18 protein-coding genes are annotated in these 19,805 nt (G+C 70.8%); 9 read left to right on the top strand and 9 right to left on the bottom strand.

What is annotated here, in order from left to right:
• Positions 1 to 80: 80 nt before the first annotated feature.
• Positions 81 to 533, top strand: a complete 453-nt coding sequence (locus D7I44_RS05625) for an Lrp/AsnC family transcriptional regulator (protein ID WP_120788589.1) — start codon at positions 81 to 83, stop codon at positions 531 to 533.
• Here the strand turns inward: D7I44_RS05625 and D7I44_RS05620 are convergent.
• The 3 genes from D7I44_RS05620 to D7I44_RS18640 form a co-directional block, all read right to left on the bottom strand.
• Positions 493 to 1,035 carry a hypothetical protein gene (locus tag D7I44_RS05620; protein WP_120788588.1) on the bottom strand — a complete coding sequence of 181 codons (543 nt, stop codon included), beginning with the start codon at positions 1,033 to 1,035 and terminating at the stop codon, positions 493 to 495. The genes D7I44_RS05625 and D7I44_RS05620 overlap by 41 nt on opposite strands.
• On the bottom strand, positions 1,032 to 1,382 hold the full coding sequence (locus D7I44_RS05615) for a PadR family transcriptional regulator (RefSeq protein ID WP_120788587.1): 351 nt from the start codon (positions 1,380 to 1,382) through the stop codon (positions 1,032 to 1,034). Before D7I44_RS05615 ends, D7I44_RS05620 begins: the two co-directional genes overlap by 4 nt.
• A gap of 90 nt (positions 1,383 to 1,472) precedes the next feature.
• On the bottom strand, positions 1,473 to 1,598 hold the full coding sequence (locus D7I44_RS18640) for a hypothetical protein (protein WP_281271699.1): 126 nt from the start codon (positions 1,596 to 1,598) through the stop codon (positions 1,473 to 1,475).
• Positions 1,599 to 1,711: 113 nt separating this feature from the next.
• Between D7I44_RS18640 and D7I44_RS05610 the strand changes: the two genes are divergently transcribed.
• On the top strand, positions 1,712 to 3,070 hold the full coding sequence (locus D7I44_RS05610) for an HNH endonuclease (RefSeq protein WP_162940072.1): 1,359 nt from the start codon (positions 1,712 to 1,714) through the stop codon (positions 3,068 to 3,070).
• 78 nt (positions 3,071 to 3,148) lie between these two features.
• Here D7I44_RS05610 and D7I44_RS05605 read toward each other — a convergent pair whose 3' ends face one another.
• Positions 3,149 to 6,466 (bottom strand): S8 family peptidase, encoded by a 3,318-nt coding sequence (locus D7I44_RS05605; RefSeq protein ID WP_162940071.1) that lies wholly within the window; start codon positions 6,464 to 6,466, stop codon positions 3,149 to 3,151.
• A gap of 186 nt (positions 6,467 to 6,652) precedes the next feature.
• Positions 6,653 to 6,994 carry a carboxymuconolactone decarboxylase family protein gene (locus tag D7I44_RS05600; protein WP_120788584.1) on the bottom strand — a complete coding sequence of 114 codons (342 nt, stop codon included), beginning with the start codon at positions 6,992 to 6,994 and terminating at the stop codon, positions 6,653 to 6,655.
• Positions 6,995 to 7,097: 103 nt separating this feature from the next.
• Here D7I44_RS05600 and D7I44_RS05595 point away from each other — a divergent pair, with 103 nt between their 5' ends.
• Together D7I44_RS05595 and D7I44_RS05590 are read left to right on the top strand one after the other, a co-directional pair.
• Complete coding sequence (locus D7I44_RS05595; protein WP_120788583.1) at positions 7,098 to 8,594, top strand: CoA-acylating methylmalonate-semialdehyde dehydrogenase; 1,497 nt, start codon at positions 7,098 to 7,100, stop codon at positions 8,592 to 8,594.
• Positions 8,595 to 8,648: 54 nt separating this feature from the next.
• Positions 8,649 to 9,707 carry an AI-2E family transporter gene (locus D7I44_RS05590; RefSeq protein WP_120788582.1) on the top strand — a complete coding sequence of 353 codons (1,059 nt, stop codon included), beginning with the start codon at positions 8,649 to 8,651 and terminating at the stop codon, positions 9,705 to 9,707.
• 1 nt (position 9,708) lies between these two features.
• On the opposite strand, the gene D7I44_RS05585 is transcribed toward D7I44_RS05590, so the two are convergent.
• Genes D7I44_RS05585 through D7I44_RS05575 form a run of 3 tightly spaced genes read right to left on the bottom strand, consistent with a single transcriptional unit; the run spans position 9,709 to position 11,128 of the window.
• Complete coding sequence (locus tag D7I44_RS05585) at positions 9,709 to 9,981, bottom strand: SHOCT domain-containing protein (protein ID WP_120788581.1); 273 nt, start codon at positions 9,979 to 9,981, stop codon at positions 9,709 to 9,711.
• Complete coding sequence (locus D7I44_RS05580) at positions 9,981 to 10,442, bottom strand: DUF6325 family protein (protein ID WP_120788580.1); 462 nt, start codon at positions 10,440 to 10,442, stop codon at positions 9,981 to 9,983. The genes D7I44_RS05585 and D7I44_RS05580 overlap by 1 nt, the downstream gene beginning before the upstream one ends.
• Positions 10,443 to 10,474: 32 nt before the next feature.
• Entirely contained in the window at positions 10,475 to 11,128 is a 654-nt protein-coding gene (locus D7I44_RS05575; RefSeq protein WP_162940069.1) for a hypothetical protein, read from the bottom strand.
• 336 nt (positions 11,129 to 11,464) lie between these two features.
• Here D7I44_RS05575 and D7I44_RS05570 point away from each other — a divergent pair, with 336 nt between their 5' ends.
• Genes D7I44_RS05570 through dhaM form a run of 5 tightly spaced genes read left to right on the top strand, consistent with a single transcriptional unit; the run spans position 11,465 to position 18,864 of the window.
• The gene (locus D7I44_RS05570) at positions 11,465 to 13,243 is read left to right on the top strand and encodes a glycerol-3-phosphate dehydrogenase/oxidase (RefSeq protein WP_120788578.1); all 1,779 of its coding nucleotides are present in this window, start codon (positions 11,465 to 11,467) and stop codon (positions 13,241 to 13,243) included.
• On the top strand, positions 13,240 to 14,739 hold the full coding sequence (glpK, locus tag D7I44_RS05565; protein WP_120788577.1) for a glycerol kinase GlpK: 1,500 nt from the start codon (positions 13,240 to 13,242) through the stop codon (positions 14,737 to 14,739). The genes D7I44_RS05570 and glpK overlap by 4 nt, the downstream gene beginning before the upstream one ends.
• A 19-nt stretch (positions 14,740 to 14,758) precedes the next feature.
• Positions 14,759 to 15,757 carry a dihydroxyacetone kinase subunit DhaK gene (dhaK, locus tag D7I44_RS05560; RefSeq protein WP_120788576.1) on the top strand — a complete coding sequence of 333 codons (999 nt, stop codon included), beginning with the start codon at positions 14,759 to 14,761 and terminating at the stop codon, positions 15,755 to 15,757.
• Positions 15,757 to 16,407 carry a dihydroxyacetone kinase subunit DhaL gene (gene dhaL, locus D7I44_RS05555; protein ID WP_120788575.1) on the top strand — a complete coding sequence of 217 codons (651 nt, stop codon included), beginning with the start codon at positions 15,757 to 15,759 and terminating at the stop codon, positions 16,405 to 16,407. Before dhaK ends, dhaL begins: the two co-directional genes overlap by 1 nt.
• Positions 16,408 to 16,413: 6 nt before the next feature.
• Positions 16,414 to 18,864 (top strand): dihydroxyacetone kinase phosphoryl donor subunit DhaM, encoded by a 2,451-nt coding sequence (gene dhaM, locus D7I44_RS05550; RefSeq protein ID WP_120788574.1) that lies wholly within the window; start codon positions 16,414 to 16,416, stop codon positions 18,862 to 18,864.
• On the opposite strand, the gene D7I44_RS05545 is transcribed toward dhaM, so the two are convergent.
• Positions 18,847 to 19,743, bottom strand: a complete 897-nt coding sequence (locus D7I44_RS05545; protein ID WP_245980044.1) for an aminoglycoside phosphotransferase family protein — start codon at positions 19,741 to 19,743, stop codon at positions 18,847 to 18,849. The two genes, dhaM and D7I44_RS05545, sit on opposite strands and share 18 nt — an antisense overlap.
• Positions 19,744 to 19,805: the final 62 nt, after the last annotated feature.

Genomic DNA, 19,805 nt, shown 5'->3' with positions numbered 1-19,805 from the left:
GAAGAAAGCTACGGATGCCGCGTCAGAAGCCGTTTCCTATTTCTTCCCCGTCAGTGCAGTCCAGTGGAAGAATCAACTCTGTGGACGCGACGGACCGCAAGATTCTTTCCGAGCTTCAGCTCGACGGCCGTCTGAGCCTCACCGAGCTCGCCGACCGCATCAATCTGAGCCTCTCGCCGACGCATCGGCGGCTGCGCGAGTTGGAGTCGTCCGGCGCGATCCGCGGCTACCGCGCTGTGGTCGCCCCGGAGGCGCTCGGCCTGACCTTCGAGACCCTCGTCTTCGTGACGCTCAAGCAGGAGGACAAGCCGACGATCACAGCCTTCGAGAATGCCGTCGCCGAGGTGCCCCACATCCTGCTCGCGCAACGGCTGTTCGGCGACCCGGACTACCTGCTGCGCGTGATGACGCAGAGCCTCGAAGCGTACGCCCAGCTGCAGGACGAGGTCCTGTCGTCCCTTCCCGGCGTCGGGCGGATGAACTCCACGCTGGTCATGAAGTCGATCGTCGACGACCGGCCGCTTCCTGCGTAGTCAGCCCGCCCCGCCGCACCCAACCCCACGCGCAGAACCCCAGCGCGACGACCGAGAAAGCGAGCAGCACCCATTCGATCGGCGCAGCCCCGCTCGCGAGCACGCGGCTCGGCGGCGGCGCGAACGTCCCGCCCGCCGGCGACCCGGCGAGCCGCCCGGTCGTCAGCAGAGCGATCTTCGGCTCGCCCGTCGCGAGCAGCAGCACGGCGCCGACGAACACGATCGCGGCGACCGCCGTGAATGCGACGAGCACTGCGCGTCCGCGGCGGATGCCCGCCGCCGGTAACACGGGCGCGGGCACCACCCCGCGCGACGACGCCCACGACGCGGCGAAGCCGCGCGGGTCGGAGGCGCCGGCCCCCAGGAATCCGCTGATCGACTGGCCGTCTGCCTCTGCTGCCGCCAGATCCGCTGCCAGCTCGTCGGCCATCTCGTCGGCAACCGGCTCCGGAACGCCGAGCCGCTTCCATTCCGCGCGGCACTGCTCGATGAATTCGTTCATGACGCCACCTCGATCCTCACTTCCGAGAGCACGGCGTCGACCTCGTCGCGGGCCGTGCGCCATTCCGAGACTCCGAGCGCGAGGGCGAGCAGCCCCGCTCGGGACGGACGGTAGTACTTCCGTGGCGGCCCGCCGTCGCTCGCCGCGCGGTAGGTCTCGACGAGCCCGTCTCGCTCGAGCCGCCCCAGCAGCGGGTAGATCGAACCTTCGCCTACCGACCCAAGGCCGCGCTCGCGCAGCCGCTTGGTCATCTCGTAGCCGTATGCGGGGCCCTCGTTCAGCACCGCCAGCAGGCACAGGTCGAGCACCCCTCTGAGCAGCTGGCTGCGTCGACTCTCGGTTGCCATGCACCGCAAGATAGCCGCATGACCCTTGCACCGCAAGAGTCACCCGCAAAGGCGGTCGCGTTCTACGCAGAATCGCGTGTTGCTGCGCGCTCAGCAGGACGCCGTCATGGCCGACCTGATCGCAGTCGACCTCGTGATCAATCGCTGACCGGCGGCCTCTCTGGCCTGCTCGTCGAGCGTGCCCAGCGGATGCGGGGCGGCGGTGAGAGCGGGCATCCGCCCGCCTGATCAGGCCCCTGTTCGCAGAGCGCGCGGCTGCGGCGAACGGGTTCTCCACAGGTTCGAATGTTTGATCGTGGATGTCGGTGGCGGTCTGTACCGTTATCTCTGTGAAGTTCGGTGATGTGTTCGATGCAGGGCCGGGGTCCGGCCCGGTGCTTGAGCTGTCCACCGATGAGCTGGCTGGGGTGTCGCGGGGACATGTGCTCGACCGGGTGCGGCGCATCGATGCGGAAGTCGCCGGGTTGCAGGCCGAGCGGGTGCAGTTGCTGGGCCGGTTGGGTGATGAGGCGATGCTGCAGGCGGAGCTCGATGTCGCGGTGGATTCCTCGCGGTCGTTGGATGTGCGGCGGAACATTCAGTGGCGTTCGGCGGCGTTGGAGCTCGCGGCTGCGGCGAAGGTGTCGCCGGATTCTGCGGGCCGGCAGCTGTCGGAGGCGTGGACGTTGACGCAGTCCTGCCAGCCGACCCTCGCCGCGCTGTCTCAGGGGGAGATCGCGCTGGGTCATGCGCGGGTGATCGCCCGCGAGGTGGCGGGACTGGACGGGTTGGCTGCCGGCGCGGCGCAGGATGCGTTGCTGCCGTATGCCAGGCGCTTGTCGGTGGGCCTGTTCGAGAGGAAGGCTCGAGAGGTCGTGGACGTGTCCGACCCGGTGCGGGTGCATGACCGGCATGCGCGCGCGTGGGCGAGCCGGCATGTGAGCGTGGACGGGGCGCGGGACGGCATGGCGACGTTGACGGCGTACGTGGATGCGGGGGATGCGGCGCTGATCGTCACAGGTCTCTCGAACGCGGCCCGCGAGGCGCGGCAGGCGGGGGATTCCCGCACGCGGCGGCAGGTGGAGGCGGACTTCTTGGTCGAGCTCGCTCTTGAGGGCGAGGTCGTCATCCGGGGCGAGGCTGAGAGGCTGGTCGACAAGGCGCCGGTGGTGGTCGAGCTGATGGTCCCGGCCGCGACCGCGGCGGGTGATGATGAGGCGCCGGGGAAGATCCCCGGCATCGGCATGATCGACCCGGTGAAAGCGCGCGAGCTCATCGCGCGGGCGCCGAGCCTGAAGCGGATCCTCACCGACCCGATCACCTCGGCGATCATCGACTTCGACCGGTCGACGTACCGGGTGCCGGCAGAGTTGAAGCGGATCATCCGGCTGAGGGACGAGCACTGCCGGGCGCCGAACTGCCCGAGGCCTCAGGTCGACGTGGATCACACGATCGACTATGCGAAGGGCGGGAAGACCGCGAGAGGCAATCTCGCGGGGCTGTGCGAGAACCACCACTACGTGAAGCACGAGGCCGGATGGGCGCTCGCGCAGTATGTCGAGGGGATCCTCGATTGGGTGAGCCCGTCCGGGCGGCACTACACGACCGTGCCCGACGTGATCATGCCCTGCCCGCCACCGACACCCTGGTGGGACGACGACGGCGACTATGCCGACACCACACCCTTCGACAAAGCCAGGCCTGAGTAGCGGAAGCGGAAACGCGGTGGGTCCCAGGCTCTCGCCCGGGACCCACCGGTCGCTCAGCTCTCAGCTCTCAGCTCTGACTCACCCGCGCGGGTGACCACCGCCGAACCAGGGGTGGCCCCACTTCCACCGGTGCTGCGACAGCGAGCCGTGACCGTGCTTCTTGCCGGGCGGGGTCGGCTTGTGCTTGCCGCTCAGGCTCACGACCTCTGCACGCTGACCCGGCGCCCCCTGCAGGTGCAGCACGAGCGCCTTGGTTGTGGCGGTCGCATCCGATCCGAGCTGGAACGGAACCGTCGTCCCGGCGTTGTCGTAGTACAGCACGGAGCCCACCGCGATCGCCGGGTCGGCCACGTCGTACGTGATCGCGGGCGACGCGTCGACGACGCCCGGCACGTCGTACGCATAGGTCGAGACCTGATACGTGATCGGGAACGACGTCGTGCCCGGCGTCAGCCCGATCGCGGCAGGCACCACCGGCAGCAGCAGCGTGTCCGAATCGAAGGTGTTGGTGTCGACGTCGCCGAACTCCGTGTTGATCGGCTCGATGTCGACCTGAGCACCGGTGTGAAGGTCGATCAGCACGGCGACGGGAACATCGCTCGCCGTCAGGTTCGTGGCGAACACCTCGAAGTCGGGAGTGCCGTCACCGGTGGTGTCGATGTCGACGACCGGCTGAGTGACCTCGCCGATCGTCGAGCCCTGACCCCACGAGCTGACCCCGAAGTACAGCCAGCCGCCCGCCGAGCCCGCGCCGACATAGCGCAGATCGGCCACCGCGTCGGACGGGACGCCGATGCACCCGCTGGTCTGGGTCGCGGCGCACGTCGTCTCCTTCGGGCTGGTGGCGCCGAGGGTGAGAACGGATGCCAGCGAGGCGAACCTGCTCGCCCCGGAGCCCTGGTCGACACCCCTGCCGGCGATGGCGAGCGACGAGCTCGCCGCATCCCCGTGACCGGTCGTCACGACCTTCGTCGCGGTGGCCGACGTCGGCTTCGCCGCGGCGTACACCGGCACGCGCAGCGTGGTCTGACCCGGCTGTGCGATGAGGACCCGCCCTGAGGCATCCGAGATGAACGAGCGCGGCACGCCGACGCCGGACAGCGGATTCTCGGTCGGGTCGATCGTCTTCCGCAACGCGCTCGGCGTGACGGTCACGATGACGGTCGCGGTCGCCGAGCGGCCCGGGCCTACCGTGAGCCGTGAGGGCGAGACCCTGTAGGCGACACCCGGCTCAGCCGTGATCGCCTGGTACGAAAGCGAGACGGTCTTGACCGCCTTGCCCGTGTTCTGCACGACCAGAGTGCGCTTCTGCGTGATCGGGCCGCCGGCGATCGACGCCGTGATGACGCCGAACGAGGCGGATACCGCACCGGGCACGTCCTTGTCGTAGACCAGCAGGTCGTTCGACACCGCGGACTGCGCGTCGACCCGGCCGGCGCCCACCCGGTTCGGTCCGTAGATCGGCCCGGTCTGGCCGTCGCCCGCGTACACGTCGTGACCAGCGGTGTTCATCAGGTCGGCCTTGAGCTGCTCCGTCGTCCACGTCGGGTGGGCGAGCTTGACGAGCGCCGCGATGCCCGCGACGTTCGGTGTAGCCATCGAGGTGCCCGAGTCGACGAGGACGCCGCTTCCCGAGCCCATGCCGGCCGAGGCGATGGTGTCGCCGGGGGCGGCGATGTCGGGCTTCACGACGCCGATCGAGCCGTCGGTTCCGCGGGAGCTGAACGAGCTCAGCGTGTCGGTGATCGCGGGATCGACGGACTTGACGGATGTCTGCAGCGCCGGGTCGAAGGTCACGTTCAGCGTGCCGGCGTCGACGGCCGGCTGCAGCCGGTCCGTCTGCGCCTTCGGCAGCTGGATGATCGGGATCGTCGGGTCGCCGGTGATGCCGGCGGCGAAGACGTCGAGCGACGAGGTGAAGATCGCCCCGACCGCTCCGGCCGCTGCGGCGTTCGCGCCGCGCGCGGCGGACCCGCACGCCCGGGTCGAGTCGTTGTCGTCCCAGTACTGCCACACGATCTTGCCGGCGATGGCCGCGGCATCCGCGGCGCCGTATGCGGCGCAGCCGTCGGCGTCGTCCGCCGGACTCGCGACCACCGGGGCGGTCACCGGCGACGATCCGATCCAGGGGTACGCCCCCGAGAACTGGCCGTCGGCGATGCCCGCGACATCGGCGGGCGCGTTCACCGTGATGCCGTCGCGCAGCTGGTACGCGTCGACCGTCGAGGCGACGGCGACCGACCGCACCGCGTTGCCGGGGGACCCGCCGACATTCGTCAGGTCGCCGGCATTGCCCATGGCGATCACGGGCAGCACGCCGTGCGCCGCGAGCGTGTCGACCACGGTGTCCTCGGGGTCGTCTGTCGGCACGTAGTCCGAGCCGAGCGAGAGGTTCACGATGTCGAGGTGGTCGGAGAAGTCGCCGTCGCCGTTCGGGTCGAGCGCCCAGTCGAGCGCCGGGATGACCACGTTCGTCGACCCCGTGCAGCCGAACACCTTGAGCGAGTAGATCGAGGCGAGCGGTGCCATGCCGGGGCCGACCTTCATCGCATACAGGTCGTCGCTCGTCAGCGCGCCGTAGTCGCCCGTGAACGTCGAGCCGTCGGCGTTCACGCCGTAGCCGCCGATGATGCCCGCCACGTGGGTGCCGTGGCTGTTGCAGTCGAGCGGGTTCGTGTCGGGGTGGGGGACCGGCTGATAGCTCGGGTCCTGAGGGTCGGCGTCGTAGTCGTCGCCCACGAAGTCGTAGCCGCCGACGACCTTGGCGGTCGGGGTCCACGGCCCGGAATCCGCAGCCTTCGCCGCGCCGTAGGCCGCGACCGTGCCCGCGCCGCCGAAGTCGGCGTGCGTGTAGTCGGTGCCCGTGTCGATGATGCCGACCTTGACGCTCTTGCCGAGGTTGCCCGCCTGCCACTCGCCCACGGCCTTCGTCAACTGGGCGGTGCTGGCGTTCTCGAGCGTCTGCGGGGTGAGCGGGGTGATCTTGACGACGTCGCTGCGCGCGGCGACCGCGTCGAGCGCCGCGGCGTCGCCGGTCAGAGCGAAGCCGGGCACCGCGTTGCTCACGGTGTACAGCTGAGTCGCCTTCGCGTCCTTCGCCTTCGCGGCTGCGAAGGCAACGTTCGCCGACTTGCTGACGTCGCTGCGCCGCGTCTTCGCGGCCGATGCGCTGCCGGCGTCGACGGCCCCCGTGCCTGCGAGCTGCACGAACACCGTGCTGGTCGCCGCGGCGGGGGTCTGCTGCAGCTCAGGCGCGAGCTTGAGCTTCGCGGCGGCGCTGCCCGGGTCGATGGAGGGGGCGGCGCCGGTGGCGCCGGTGCTCGTGGGGGCTGCGTCGGTGGCCGCGAGGCCGGGCGCTGACATGCCGAGAGACACGGCGACAGCGGTGGCGGCCACCGCTGTCGTGAGTGTCTTCCATCGGCGTGCGGACCGAGGGTTCATTCACGTCTCCTGTTTCACGAGAGGACTACGCGACACCCTTTGTAGGGGCGCGGCGCAGAGTGATTGAGACGCTAGTGGATTCCCTCGTGCCGGTGTGTAACGACCATGTGTCGGCTGTGCGGGCCGGCACCCGCGCCACCGTCAGTGCTGGTGTGCGCCCTCGGTGAGCTTGAATGCGAGCCGCCCGTGCGCGTACGACGCACCTGCGCGCAGCGCGGCGGCGACCCACGCCGCCTCGGCCAGCTCGGCCTGCGTCGCGCCGGCCTTGACGGCATTGTTCGAGTGTCCGTCGATGCAGTACGTGCACTGCGTCGTGAGGGCGACTCCGAGCGCGATCAGCTCGCGGTACTTCAGCGGGATCTCGCGCCCCTCTGCGGCGAACACCGCATTGTCGAAGTCGGCGAACGCCTTCAGGATGTCGGGGGTCTGCTCTTTGTAGACCTTGGTGTACTTGCGGTCGTCGCTGTCCAGATAGCCGGTCACGTGAGCTCCTCGCCGGTCGGTAGATAAACGGATGCCTTTCGATAGTGACGCACGCAACACGGTTGTCATTCCCCGGTCGTAACCTTGCGTCAGGAGGACGAAGATGACCGAACTGCCCGTCGTGCCCCACTGGATCCAGGGGGCGGAGTACGTGTCGCACAGCGGCCGCACGGCACCTGTGTACGACCCGGCGTTGGGGGTGGAGACGAAGCGGGTGGCGTTGGCCGATCCGGCTGAGGTGGATGCTGCGGTGGCGGCGGCGAGGGCGGCATTCCCGGGGTGGGCGGAGACGTCGTTGGCGCGCCGGCAGGCGGTGGTGTTCAAGTTCCGTGAGCTGCTGGATGCGCGGAAGGGCGAGCTGGCTGCGATCATCACGAGCGAGCACGGCAAGGTGCTCGGTGATGCCTTGGGGGAGATCACGCGCGGGCAGGAGGTGGTGGAGTTCGCCACGGGGCTCGCCCATCACCTCAAGGGCGAGTTCTCGGAAGCAGTTTCCACCGGCATCGACGTGTACTCGATCCGGCAGCCGTTGGGTGTGGTCGGCATCATCTCGCCGTTCAACTTCCCGGCGATGGTGCCGGCGTGGTTCTTCCCGATCGCGATCGCGGCGGGCAACACGGTGGTCTTGAAGCCGTCCGAGAAGGACCCGTCGGCGGGTCTGTGGCTCGCGAAGCTCTGGAAGGAGGCGGGCCTCCCCGACGGGGTGTTCAACGTGCTGAACGGTGACAAGGTCGCGGTCGACGGGCTGCTGGAGCACCCGGATGTGCGGTCGATCTCGTTCGTGGGCTCCACGCCGATCGCCCGGTACGTGTACGAGAACGGCACGAAGGCGGGCAAGCGGGTGCAGGCGCTCGGCGGGGCGAAGAACCACATGCTGGTGCTGCCGGATGCCGATCTGGATCTCACGGCCGACAGCGCCGTCAACGCGGGCTTCGGGTCGGCGGGCGAGCGGTGCATGGCGATCTCGGTCGTCGTCGCGGTCGAGCCGGTGGCCGACGCGCTGGTGGCGAAGATCGCCGAGCGCATCCGGACGCTGAAGGTGGGCGATGGGCGGCGCGGGTGCGACATGGGGCCGTTGGTGACCCGCGAGCACCGCGACAAGGTCGCCTCGTACATCGACGTGGCCGAAGCCGACGGGGCGACGGTCGTCGTCGATGGCCGCGGGGTGAACGTCGATGGCGATGCGAACGGGTTCTGGCTCGGCCCGACCCTGATCGACAACGTGCCGACGACTTCGCGGGTGTACACGGAGGAGATCTTCGGGCCTGTCCTGTCGGTCGTGCGCGTGCCGAGCTACGAGGCGGGCGTCGAGCTGATCAACTCGGGCGCGTTCGGGAACGGTACGGCGATCTTCACGAACGACGGCGGTGCGGCCCGGCGGTTCCAGCGCGAGGTGCAGGTCGGCATGATCGGCATCAATGTGCCGATCCCGGTGCCGGTTGCGACGTTCTCGTTCGGCGGATGGAAGGACTCCCTGTTCGGGGATACGAAGGCCCACGGCGCGGAGGGCGTCAAGTTCTTCACGCAGCTCAAGGCTGTGACCAGCCGCTGGCTCGACCCGAGCCACGGCGGCATCAACCTCGGCTTCCCCCAGAACTAGCAGAGGCGCGAGGGCCTGAGGCTGGTAGACCAGGATCCGACAGAAGGAGCCGCCATGCGACCACGCTCGCTCAATCCCTTCGCGTTCGGGTTCACGCTCACGCTGGGCGGTCTCGCGGCGCTGGTCCTCGGCCTCGCGATCTCCAACCTGTCTGCGGTCCTCGTCTACATCACGATCGCGCTGTTCGCGGCGCTCGGCCTCGACCCCGTCGTCCGCCGGCTCGAGCGCCGGGGCATCGGGCGCGGCTGGGGGATCGTCATCGTCTACGCCGCCTTCGCGGTCATCCTCGTCGGCATGGGGTGGCTGGTCGTGCCGGCGACCATCACCCAGATCACGAACTTCATCAACGGGTTCCCCGCGACGATCAACGAGTTCCGCGACTCGCAGCTCTACGGCTGGCTCAGCGACACCTTCGGCGACGAGGTCAGCGGTGTCGTCGACCAGTTGAGGTCGTTCATCTCGGATCCGGCCCGGCTCGCGGCGATCGGCGGCGGCATCGTCCACATCGGGGTGACGATCGGCACCGGGATCTCGGGTCTCATCATCGTGCTCGTGCTCAGCCTGTACTTCCTCGCGACGCTTCCGACCATGAAGACCACGTTCGTGCGGCTGACGCCGGCATACACCCGCGAGACCGTGACCTCGCTCGTCGAGCAGATCGCCCAGTCGATCGGCAGCTACCTGGGCGGCATGGTCGTGCTGGCCTTCTTCAACTCCGTCGTCGCGTTCCTGCTCTACCTGTTCTTGGGGCTGCCGTTCCCGATCCTCATGGCGGTCATCGCCTTCGGCATCACGCTGATCCCGCTGATCGGCTCTGTGCTGTTCTGGGTTCTCGGCACCGGCATCGCGTTGCTCAACAGCCCGGTCGGGGCCCTCGTGTTCGCGATCGTCTATCTCGTCTACATGCAGGTCGAGGCGTACGTGCTGACGCCGCGCGTCATGAACAGGGCCGTCGAGGTGCCCGGGGCGCTCGTTGTCATCGGCGCGCTGGTCGGGGGCACGCTGCTCGGGCTGCTCGGCGCCCTGGTCGCGATCCCCGTGACGGCGTCGATCCTGCTGATCATCAAGCAGGTGCTCATTCCGCGACAGGACGCCAAGGTCCAGCGCGAGTGAGTCACGCGCCGAGGATGCGCCGCTTCTGTGCTTCGAACTCGGCGTCGGTGAGCACGCCCGCCGCGCGCAGGTTGCCCAGCCGCTCCAGCTGATCGAGCAGGGAGGCGGAGTCGCCGCCGGTCGGCGCAGGCGCCGGTGCCGCAGGGGCCGGCGCGGCCACCGGCTGCGCGGCCGCCGCGTCCTGAGCGGCCCACCGCTGCTGCTGGCGGCGGTGCACGTTTCCGATCACATGAGCGGCGACGCCCGCGCGGGCGGCTGTGCGCAAGAGACCCATCAGTCCTCCTCAGTCGACGTCACGGGGGCGGGCGCGATCGCATCGACCGCGTCGGCGAGTTCAAGCGGATCGATCCCGCCCTCGAGCAGCGGCACACCGCCGACCGTGCCCCAGGCCTGCGCCGTCGCGTCCAGGCTGTGCTCGAGATAGACCAGTGCGAGCGCGAACCCGTCGGGGTCGATGCCGGCTGCGATCGTGGCGAGGTCCTCCTCGTCGAGAATGCCCGACTCGGCGCCGTCGAAGACCGAGAGGTCGATGTCGCCGCCGAGGCCGAGCTCACCGAGGCGCTGCCGGATGCCGGAGCCATCGGGCCCGCGGCGGATGACCTCGAGATCCAGTACCTCGATCTGGCCGCGATCGACGGCTTCGAGCAGCCGCGCGAGTCCGGCGTCCACCGCCGCCCCCGGTGGGAACGCGAAGACCAGGTAGTCGATGGGCCCGCTGAACGACGACTCCGTCATGGCGTTCATCCTAGGCGCGGCTGCGGGCCGCGTCATCCGCTGCTCGCGCACCCGGCGCCGGCCGGCACGACGACCACGTCGACTCTGATCGCGACCGCACCGTCGGCGACAGGCGCGAACTCGAACTGAACCGAGTCGTCGGGCTTCTGCGGCGACCGCTCGCTGATCGATGAGATCGCCCCGGGCCCGTCCATCGTGCCGCCCAGGGCCATGCCGGTGATCGGATGCGCGGTGAGCCACGCCTTCGCCGCGGCGGCGTTCGAGGCATCCGTCGACCACCACTTGGTCGCCCGCGCGAGCCAATCGCACGCGACGATGGTCGCGGGCTGGGTCGGGGCTCCGGCTGGCGCGACGTCGAGCGACTCGACGCCAGGCGGCAGGGTCGCCGCGGTGATCCACTCCTTAGCCTGCTCGAGGGCGGCCGGGTCCGCGGGCGGCGTCGCGCCGGGCGCGGCGAACATGCCGGGCACGATCGCGGGCGCACCGGTCGGGTCCACGTGCACGATCCCCGGCGAGCTGCTCGGCGCGCTGATCTTCGGCTCGGTCGAGACGCTCGGCCGCGGGTTCGGCGACGCGGCTCGATTCGTCGTCCCCGCGTCGGGCGTGGTGCCCGCACATGCGGTGACGGATGCCGCCAGTGCGGCGGCCGCCGCGATCAGCACCACCCCACGTGTTGCCTGCTGCATGTTCCCCTCCGAGGCGATGCTCGCAGAAAGAAGGGCCTGGGGGAAGGTGACCCGAACACCTTCCACCAGGCCCTTGCACGCCTGTATCGGGAAACGCGTCGCCGCTTGCCTCCCCACATGGAGTCGGCGAGCCATCCGACACGGCACCTACAGAGTACGGGACCGACTGCCCCCTGAAAAGGGGGATTGCGACGAATATCGCACAAACATGCATCCGTATCGTTCTGCTCCGTTCCGCGTCGATATGCGAACCGTTCCTGCACAGATGCGCAACAAGCGGGCGGTTCGGCGCCGCGAGCGCCCCGCACGCCGCAAAGTAGTCAGTGAGGAGATCTTGTGAGCGACACCACCCGAATCGACATCGAGTCACTGACCGCCCGCCCGCACGCCCAGGTGCTGATCATCGGTGGCGGCATCAACGGCATCGGCACGTTCCGCGACCTTGCGCTGCAGGGTGTCGACGTGATGCTGATCGAGCGGGACGACTGGGCGAGCGGCGCCTCTGCGGCGAGCTCGCACATGATCCACGGCGGCATCCGCTACCTCGAGAACGGCGAGTTCCGGCTCGTGAAGGAGTCGGTCACCGAGCGCAACGGGCTGCTGCGCATCGCACCGCACTACGTGAAGCCGTTGCCGACGACGATCCCGATCTTCTCGACGTTCTCGGGCATCGCGAGTGCTCCGCTGCGGTTCCTGCGCCACGGCGCCGGAAAGCCGAAGGAGCGCGGGGCGGCGCTGATCAAGATCGGGCTCGCGATCTACGACGCGTTCTCTTCGGGGCGTGACGGGCTGTTCGCGAGCAGGGGCGGCGTCGTACCACCGCACCGCTTCCACGGGCATGTGGAGTCGCTGCGCGAGCTGCCGAAGCTGAACCCGGCGGTGAAGTACACGGCGACGTACTACGACGGGTCGCTCGTGAATCCCGAGCGGCTGGCCCTCGATGTGCTGCTCGACGGCATCGCGGCCGGCGCCGGTGCGACGGCGCCGGCCCTGGGCGGCGGCCGCATCGACACGGCGAGGGCGGCGAACTACCTGGCCGCCGTCGACGCGCACGACGACCGTGTCACAGTGCGCGACCAGCTGACCGGCGAGGAGTTCGAGCTCACCGCCGACGTGGTCGTGAACGCCACGGGTCCTTGGACCGATCTGACCAACGGCCTGCTCGGCACCGAGACGCGGCTCATGGGCGGCACGAAGGGCTCGCACGTCGTCGTCGACAACCCCGAGCTGTACGAGGCGTGTGCCGGCCGTGAGCTGTTCTTCGAGCATCGCGACGGCCGCATCGTGCTGGTCTACCCGCTGCACGGCAAGGTGATCATCGGCACCACCGATCTCGAGCAGGACATGGCACAGCCGATCGAGGTGACGGATGCCGAGATCGACTACTTCTTCGAGCTGGTGCGCGACGTGTTCCCGACGATCCACGTCGGCCGCGAGCAGATCGTGTTCCGGTTCGTGGGGGTGCGCCCGCTGCCGCGCCACGACGACACGCAGCCGGGCTTCGTCTCACGCGACTACCGCATCGTCGAGTCGCCGCTGCCCGGCCTGCCGAAGACGCCGGTCCTGTCGCTGGTGGGCGGGAAGTGGACCACGTTCCGCGCGCTGGGCGAGCACCTCGCGAACGAGGCGCTGGCGAAGCTCGGGCGTGAGCGGCTCGTGAGCACGGCGGGCATGGCGATCGGCGGCGGGCGCGATTTCCCGACGACGGATGCCGGGGCCGAGGTGTGGGCGGCGGCCTACGCCGACACGGTGGGGGTCGAGCGGGCGGCCCGGCTGCTCGACCGCTACGGCACGAAGGCGGCCGAGGTGATCCAGGCTCTCGGCGAGGGCGACCGGCCACTGGCATCCGCACCCGAATACAGCCGCGACGAGATCGCGCACGTCGCGCGCACAGAGCAGGTCGTGCATCTCATCGACGTGCTCACCCGCCGCACCAACATCGCGTTCCGCGGCGCGCTCACCACGCAGTCCGCGCGCGAGCTGGCCGAGGTGGTCGGCGACGCGCTCGGGTGGGACGACGCGCGCCGCGCTTCCGAGCTGGCGGATGCCGCTGACAGACTGGCGGAGAAGCACGGCGTCGTGCTCGAACTCTCTGAAGAGGCCAACCACGCATGAGCTACGTGATCGCGATCGACCAGGGCACCACCAGCACGCGGGCGATCATCTTCGATCACGGCGGCTCGGTCGTCTCGGTGGGCCAGCTCGAGCACCGGCAGATCCTCCCGAAGCCGGGCTGGGTCGAGCACGACCCGCTCGAGATCTGGCGCAACACCCGCGAGGTGATCGGCCAGGCGCTCGCCCGCGCTGACATCACGCGCCACGACATCGTCGCTGTCGGCATCACGAACCAGCGCGAGACGGCCGTGGTGTGGGACAGGAAGACCGGGAAACCGGTCTACAACGCGATCGTCTGGCAGGACACGCGCACCCAGCCGATCGTCGACGAGCTTGCGCGCGACGGCGGCGCACGCCGCTTCACGGATGCGGTCGGGCTGCCGCTCGCCACCTATTTCTCGGGCACGAAGATCCGCTGGATCCTCGACAACGTCGACGGCGCGCGCGAGCGGGCGGATGCCGGCGAGCTGCTGTTCGGCACGACCGACACCTGGCTCCTGTGGAACCTGACCGGCGGCCGGCGCGGCGGCGTGCACGCGACCGACGTCACCAACGCCTCGCGCACCCTGTTCATGGACCTCGAGACGCTCGACTGGCGCGATGACATCCTCGAGGCGTTCGGCGTGCCGCGGTCGATGCTGCCCGAGATCCGCTCGTCCTCAGAGGTGTACGGCACGGTCGAGTCGAACAACCTGCTGCGCGAGGTGCCGGTGGCGGGCATCCTCGGCGACCAGCAGGCGGCGACGTTCGGTCAGGCGGCGTTCGACGACGGCGAGTCGAAGAACACCTACGGCACCGGAAACTTCCTGATCTTCAACACGGGTGAGCGCATCGTGAGAAGCGAGCACGGATTGCTCACCACCGTCGGCTACAAGCTCGGCGACGCGGCGCCGCACTACGCGCTCGAGGGGTCGATCGCCGTCACCGGCTCTCTCGTGCAGTGGCTGCGCGACAACCTCGGCATCATCGGCTCGGCTTCCGAGATCGAATCGCTCGCGGCCTCGGTCGAAGACAACGGCGGCGCGTACTTCGTGCCTGCTTTCTCCGGCTTGTTCGCACCGTATTGGCGATCGGATGCCCGGGGAGCCGTCGTGGGCCTCACGAGGTTCGTCACCAAGGCGCATCTCGCGCGCGCCGCGCTCGAGGCGACCGCGTTCCAGACCCGCGAGGTGCTCGACGCGGTGTGCGCCGACGCGGGGGCGTCGCTCGCCGAGCTCAAGGCCGACGGCGGCATGACGGCGAACGAGCTGCTGATGCAGTTCCAGGCCGACATCCTGGGGGTGCCCGTCGTGCGGCCGGTCGTGGCCGAGACGACGGCGCTCGGTGCGGCCTACGCGGCGGGTCTGGCCGTCGGGTTCTGGTCGGGGCTCGACGAGCTGCGCGCGAACTGGCAAGAGGGCCGCCGCTGGGAACCGCGGCTCGCCGCCGATTCGCGCGAGGCGCTGCTCGCCCGGTGGAAGAAGGCGGTCACCCGCACCTTCGACTGGGTGGACTGACCCGGATAATCTGGCGTTGATGAAGAAGCTCATCAACCGACCCGAATCCGTCCTCGCCGATTCGCTGCGCGGCCTCGCCGCCGCCCACCCCGAGCTGCGCGTCGACCTCGAGCGCCGCGTCGTCTACCGCGCCGAGCCGAAGGCGGCCGGCAAGGTCGGCCTGGTCTCCGGCGGCGGGACGGGTCACGAGCCGCTGCACGGCGGCTATGTCGGGCCGGGGATGCTGGATGCGGCCGTCGCCGGCGAGGTGTTCACGTCGCCCACTCCCGACCAGATCGCTGCCGCCCTCGGCGCCGTCGGCACAGGGGCCGGAGTGCTGCAGATCGTCAAGAACTACACCGGTGACGTCATGAACTTCGAGATGGCGGCCGAGCTCGCCGCCGCCGAGTCGGGAGTCGAGGTCGAGACGGTGATCGTCGCCGACGACGTCGCCGTCGAGGACTCCACCTTCACCGCCGGGCGCCGCGGCGTGGGGACGACCGTGCTGCTCGAGAAGATCGTCGGCGCCGCGGCCGAGGAGGGCCAAGACCTGGCATCCGTCGCCGGGCTCGCCCGCCGCGTCGTGAACAACGGGCGCTCGATGGGCCTCGCCCTGACGAGCTCGACCGTGCCCGCCGCGGGGAAGCCGACCTTCCAGCTGGAGGAGGGCGAGATCGAGGTCGGCATCGGGATCCACGGAGAGCCCGGGCGCGAGAGACGGCCGATCGCGCCGGCATCCGAGCTCGCAAGACTGCTGGTCGACCCGGTGCTCGCAGACCTCGATTTCACCGCCGGGCCTGTGATCGCGCTGCTCAACGGCATGGGTGCGACGCCGCTCATCGAGCTGCACCTCATGTACGGCGAGGTCGCTGCGCTGCTCGATGCCGCCGGGGTGCAGGTCGCCAGGCGCCTCGTCGGGAACTACATCACCTCGCTCGACATGGCCGGGTGCTCGCTTACGCTGCTGCGCGTCGACGACGAGCTGCTGCGCCTGTGGGACGCGCCGGTCGTGACGCCCGGGCTGCGGTGGGGCGCCTGATGGGCGCCGCCACGCTGAACTCGCTCGTCGCCTGGCTGCACGGGTTCGCGGCCCTCGTCGCGGCGAATCGCGACCACCTGACCGAGCTCGACTCGGCGATCGGCGACGCCGACCACGGCTCGAACCTCGACCGCGGCATGACGGCCGTCGTGGCCGCGCTCGACGCCCAGCCGGCCACCGACACCGCCGACCTCTTCAAACGCACGGGCATGGCGCTCATCTCGAACGTCGGCGGCGCGAGCGGGCCGCTGTTCGGAACGTTCTTCCTTCGCCTGGGTGGCGCGCTCGGCGCGTCGTCGTCCGTGTCGAGCCTCGAGCTCGCCTCCGCGCTGCGCGCCGGGGTGAGCGGCGTGACGGTGCGGGGCAAGGCGGAGCTCGGCGACAAGACGATGCTCGACGTGCTCGTGCCCGCGCTGGACGCATGGGACGCGGCACCGGACCCCGGCGACGTCGCCGGGGCGGCGCGAGCCGCCGCTGAGGCTGCTGCTGCGGCCCGCGACGCGACGGCTCCGCTGGTCGCACACAAGGGCCGCGCGAGCTATCTGGGCGAGCGCTCTGCCGGGCACCTCGATCCGGGCGCGGCGTCGACGGCGCTGCTCTTCCGAGCGCTGGCCGAGGCGCTTGAGGCGCCGGGCGCAGCAGAGCAGTAGGCGCCCATGATCGGAATCGTCGTCGTCTCGCACAGCGCGGCGCTCGCCGCGGCGGCGCTCGAGCTCGCGCAGCAGATGGTGCCTCGCGACGACGTTCGCGTCGCCGTCGCCGCCGGCACGCCCGACGGCGGTCTGGGCACGGATGCCGCACGTGTCGCCGCCGCCATCGACGAGGTCGCGTCGCCCGACGGGGTGCTGGTCTTCGTCGACCTCGGCTCGGCCGTGATGAGCGCCGAGCTCGGGCTCGAGCTCCGGGAATCCGTGGCACCGGTGCGCGTCACGAGCGCCCCGCTGGTCGAGGGCCTGGTCGCCGCGCTGGTCACAGCGGCGGCGGGCGCGCCGCTCGAGACGGTCGCGCGCGAGGCGCGCGGGTCCCTCGCCGCGAAAGAGGAGCACCTCGGCGACACGCCGGTGGGTCGTCGTAGGCCAAACGCCGAACAGGCTGTGCCCGCGAGGATCGATGCGCGTCTCGAAACGACCCCGGCGACAGCGCGCACCCTCACGCTCGTCAACCCGGCCGGCCTGCACGCCCGCCCCGCGGCGACCCTGGCGGCCGAGCTGGCGTCGTTCGACGCGACGGTGCGCCTCACGAACCGCCGCACGGGTGCGACCGTCCCCGACGCGTCGAGCATGAGCGCTCTTCTCACGCTCGGCGCGCGCCAGGGCGACGAGCTCGAGGCGAGCGCAGCCGGGGCGGATGCCGCGACCGCCCTCGCCCGCCTCGAGTCCCTCGTCGCCGACGGCTTCGGCGAGGCCCCGATGGTTGAGGAGCGCGGTGGAACCGCGCGTCTCGAAACCGTCCGAAAGGACATCGACTACGGCCTCGCCATCAGCCCGGGTGCCGCGGTGGGCCCGGTCGTCCGCATGCCGGAGCCGATCCTCGAACCTCCGGCGGACGCCACCTTGCCCGAGTCCGAGCGCGCCTCGGCCGCGGCATCCCTCGCCCCGGCCTTCACCGAGGTGCGTGCCGGTCTCACCCGCCGCGCCGAACGCCTCACGGACGAGCGCTTCCGCGACGCGCGCGCGGTGCTCACGGCGACGGCCGCGCTCGCCGACGATCCGGCGCTCGCAACCGAGGCGGCAGAGCTCGTGACCAGGCTCGGCGCACCGCCCGCGCGCGCGGTGTGGCTCGTGCTCGGCGCTCTGGCCGAGCTGCTCGCGACCCAGGGCGGGCCCATGGCGGAGCGTGCCGCCGACGTGCGCGACCTGCGTGCGCGGGTCATCGCGCGCCTGCAGGGCGAGCTGGAGCCCGGGCTGCCTGACCGCACCGAACCGTTCGTGCTCGTCGTCGACGAGCTCGCTCCCGCCGATGCGGCGCTGCTCGGCACGACTCCGTGCGTGGCCCTCGTCACGAGGTCGGGCGCACCGACCTCGCACACGGCGATCCTCGCCCGCTCGATCGGCTTGCCCGCGGTCGTGTGGCCCTCTGCACGTGAGCTGCGCGACGGCGACATCGTGCTCGTCGACGGGGTTCGCGGCGAGGTGGTGGTCGATCCGTCGCAGGAGCGGGTGGCGCAGGCATCCGCTCGGCCTGACCTCGTGCCGTTCGACGGCGTGGGCCGCACAGCCGACGGGCGGCGCGTCGAGCTGCTCGCCAACGTCTCGGGCGGTGACGATGCGGCGGCCGCGTCGCGCGCGGAGGGCGTCGGGCTCTTCCGCACCGAGTTCGCCTTCCTCGACCGCCATGACGCGCCGAGCGCCGCAGACCAGACCGTGGCCTATCGCGAGGTGTTCGCCGCCTTCCGCGGCCGGCGGGTCGTCGTGCGCACGCTCGACGCCGGGTCGGACAAGCCGCTCGCCTTCCTCGCCGGCCCGCGCGAGCAGAACCCCGCGCTCGGCGTGCGCGGCTACCGCACGGCGCATGCGCACCCCGATGTGCTCGACGCGCAGCTGGCGGCGATCGCGGCGGCGGCCCGCGCCGAACGGGCGGATGCCTGGGTGATGGCCCCGATGATCGCGACCGCCGCCGAGGCGCGGCAGTTCGTCGCCCGCTGTCGCCCGCACGGCTTCGCGAGCGTCGGCGTCATGATCGAGACCCCCGCGGCGGCGCTGTGCGCGGCTGAGATCCTCGCCGAGGTCGACTTCGTGAGCCTCGGCACCAACGACCTCGCACAGTACGCGACGGCGGCCGACCGGCAGCTCGCACCCCTCGCGGATCTGACGGATGCCTGGCAGCCCGCCGTCCTGCGGTTGATCCGCCTCGTGGGAGAGGCGGGTGCCGCGGCCGGCAAGCCGGTGTCGCTCTGCGGAGAGGCCGGGGGCGACCCTGCGCTCGCGCCGGTGCTGGTCGGGCTCGGGGTGACGTCGCTCTCGATGGCGCCGCAGGCCCTCGACGAGGTTGCGGCGTCGCTCGGCGCCGTCGCGTTCGAGCAGTGCGTCGCGGCCGCCGCTGCGGCTGCCGCGGCCCCGGGTCCGCGCGAGGCGCGCGCCGCCGCGGCGTCAGTCCTGGCGAAGTAGCTGCTCGATCGCTTCGCGGCCCATCCGTGCCATCGGGCCGGAGCCGTCGGAGGCGGCGAACGCCGACGTGCCGATCGAGACGGCCCAGGCTCGCGCGCGCACCCATAGTGCGGCATCCGTCGCCCGAAGCTCCGAGTAGCGCTCGATGAACGCGGCCCGCCCCGCCGGCGTGAAGTGCAGCCAGGCCGCGGCGAGGTCGGTCGCGGGGTCGCCGGCTGTCACATCGCCGAAGTCGACCACGGTCGCGAGCCGCCCCGACGGCGCGACGACCACGTTGCCGGGGTGCGGGTCGCCGTGCAGCCAGAGCGCGGGGCCCTTGTGCGGCGCGGTGGCGGCCCCGGCATCCCACGCCGCCCGCAGCCCTGCGAGCTCGTCGGCCGCAAGCCGCCCGGCCAGCCCGTCGAGCCGCGCGTGGATCGCCGCGGCGCGCGTGACGAGCGGCACGCCGCGCACGGGGTTGTGCGGGGCATCAGCCGACGCGGGCACATGCAGCGCCGCGAGGAACCCGGCGAGCTGCCGCGCGTACGCGTCCCGGGCGTGGGGGCTGACGTGCGCGCCGCCGATGCCGTCGACCCAGGGGATGACACTCCAGGCGAAGGGGTAGCCGGCCGTCGGCCGCCCCTCGGCGATCGGCACCGGCAGAGGCAGCGCGACCAGCCGCTGCAGCTCGGGCAGCCAGCGCTGCTCGTGCTCGATCAGGTGGGCGGCGACCTCGCGTCGAGGCATCCGTATCGCCAGCTCGTCGCCCAACCGGAAGAGCGCGTTGTCCCAGCCCTGCGCCACCGGTGTGACCGGCCCGGCGAGCGCCGGGAACTGGGCGCGCACGAGCCGAGCGGCGAGGTCCTCGTCGACGGTCAGGTCGGCGTGCGGGATGTCCACGGTTGCTCCATAGGAAACTCTTGTGCCTGCCATGGCCCGGATTCGGGAAGCGGGCTTCTCAT

Source organism: Gryllotalpicola protaetiae, from assembly GCF_003627055.1.
Classification (GTDB): domain Bacteria; phylum Actinomycetota; class Actinomycetes; order Actinomycetales; family Microbacteriaceae; genus Gryllotalpicola; species Gryllotalpicola protaetiae.
Note: the sequence above shows the minus strand (reverse complement) of the source record. Positions and strands in the feature narration are given on the sequence as shown.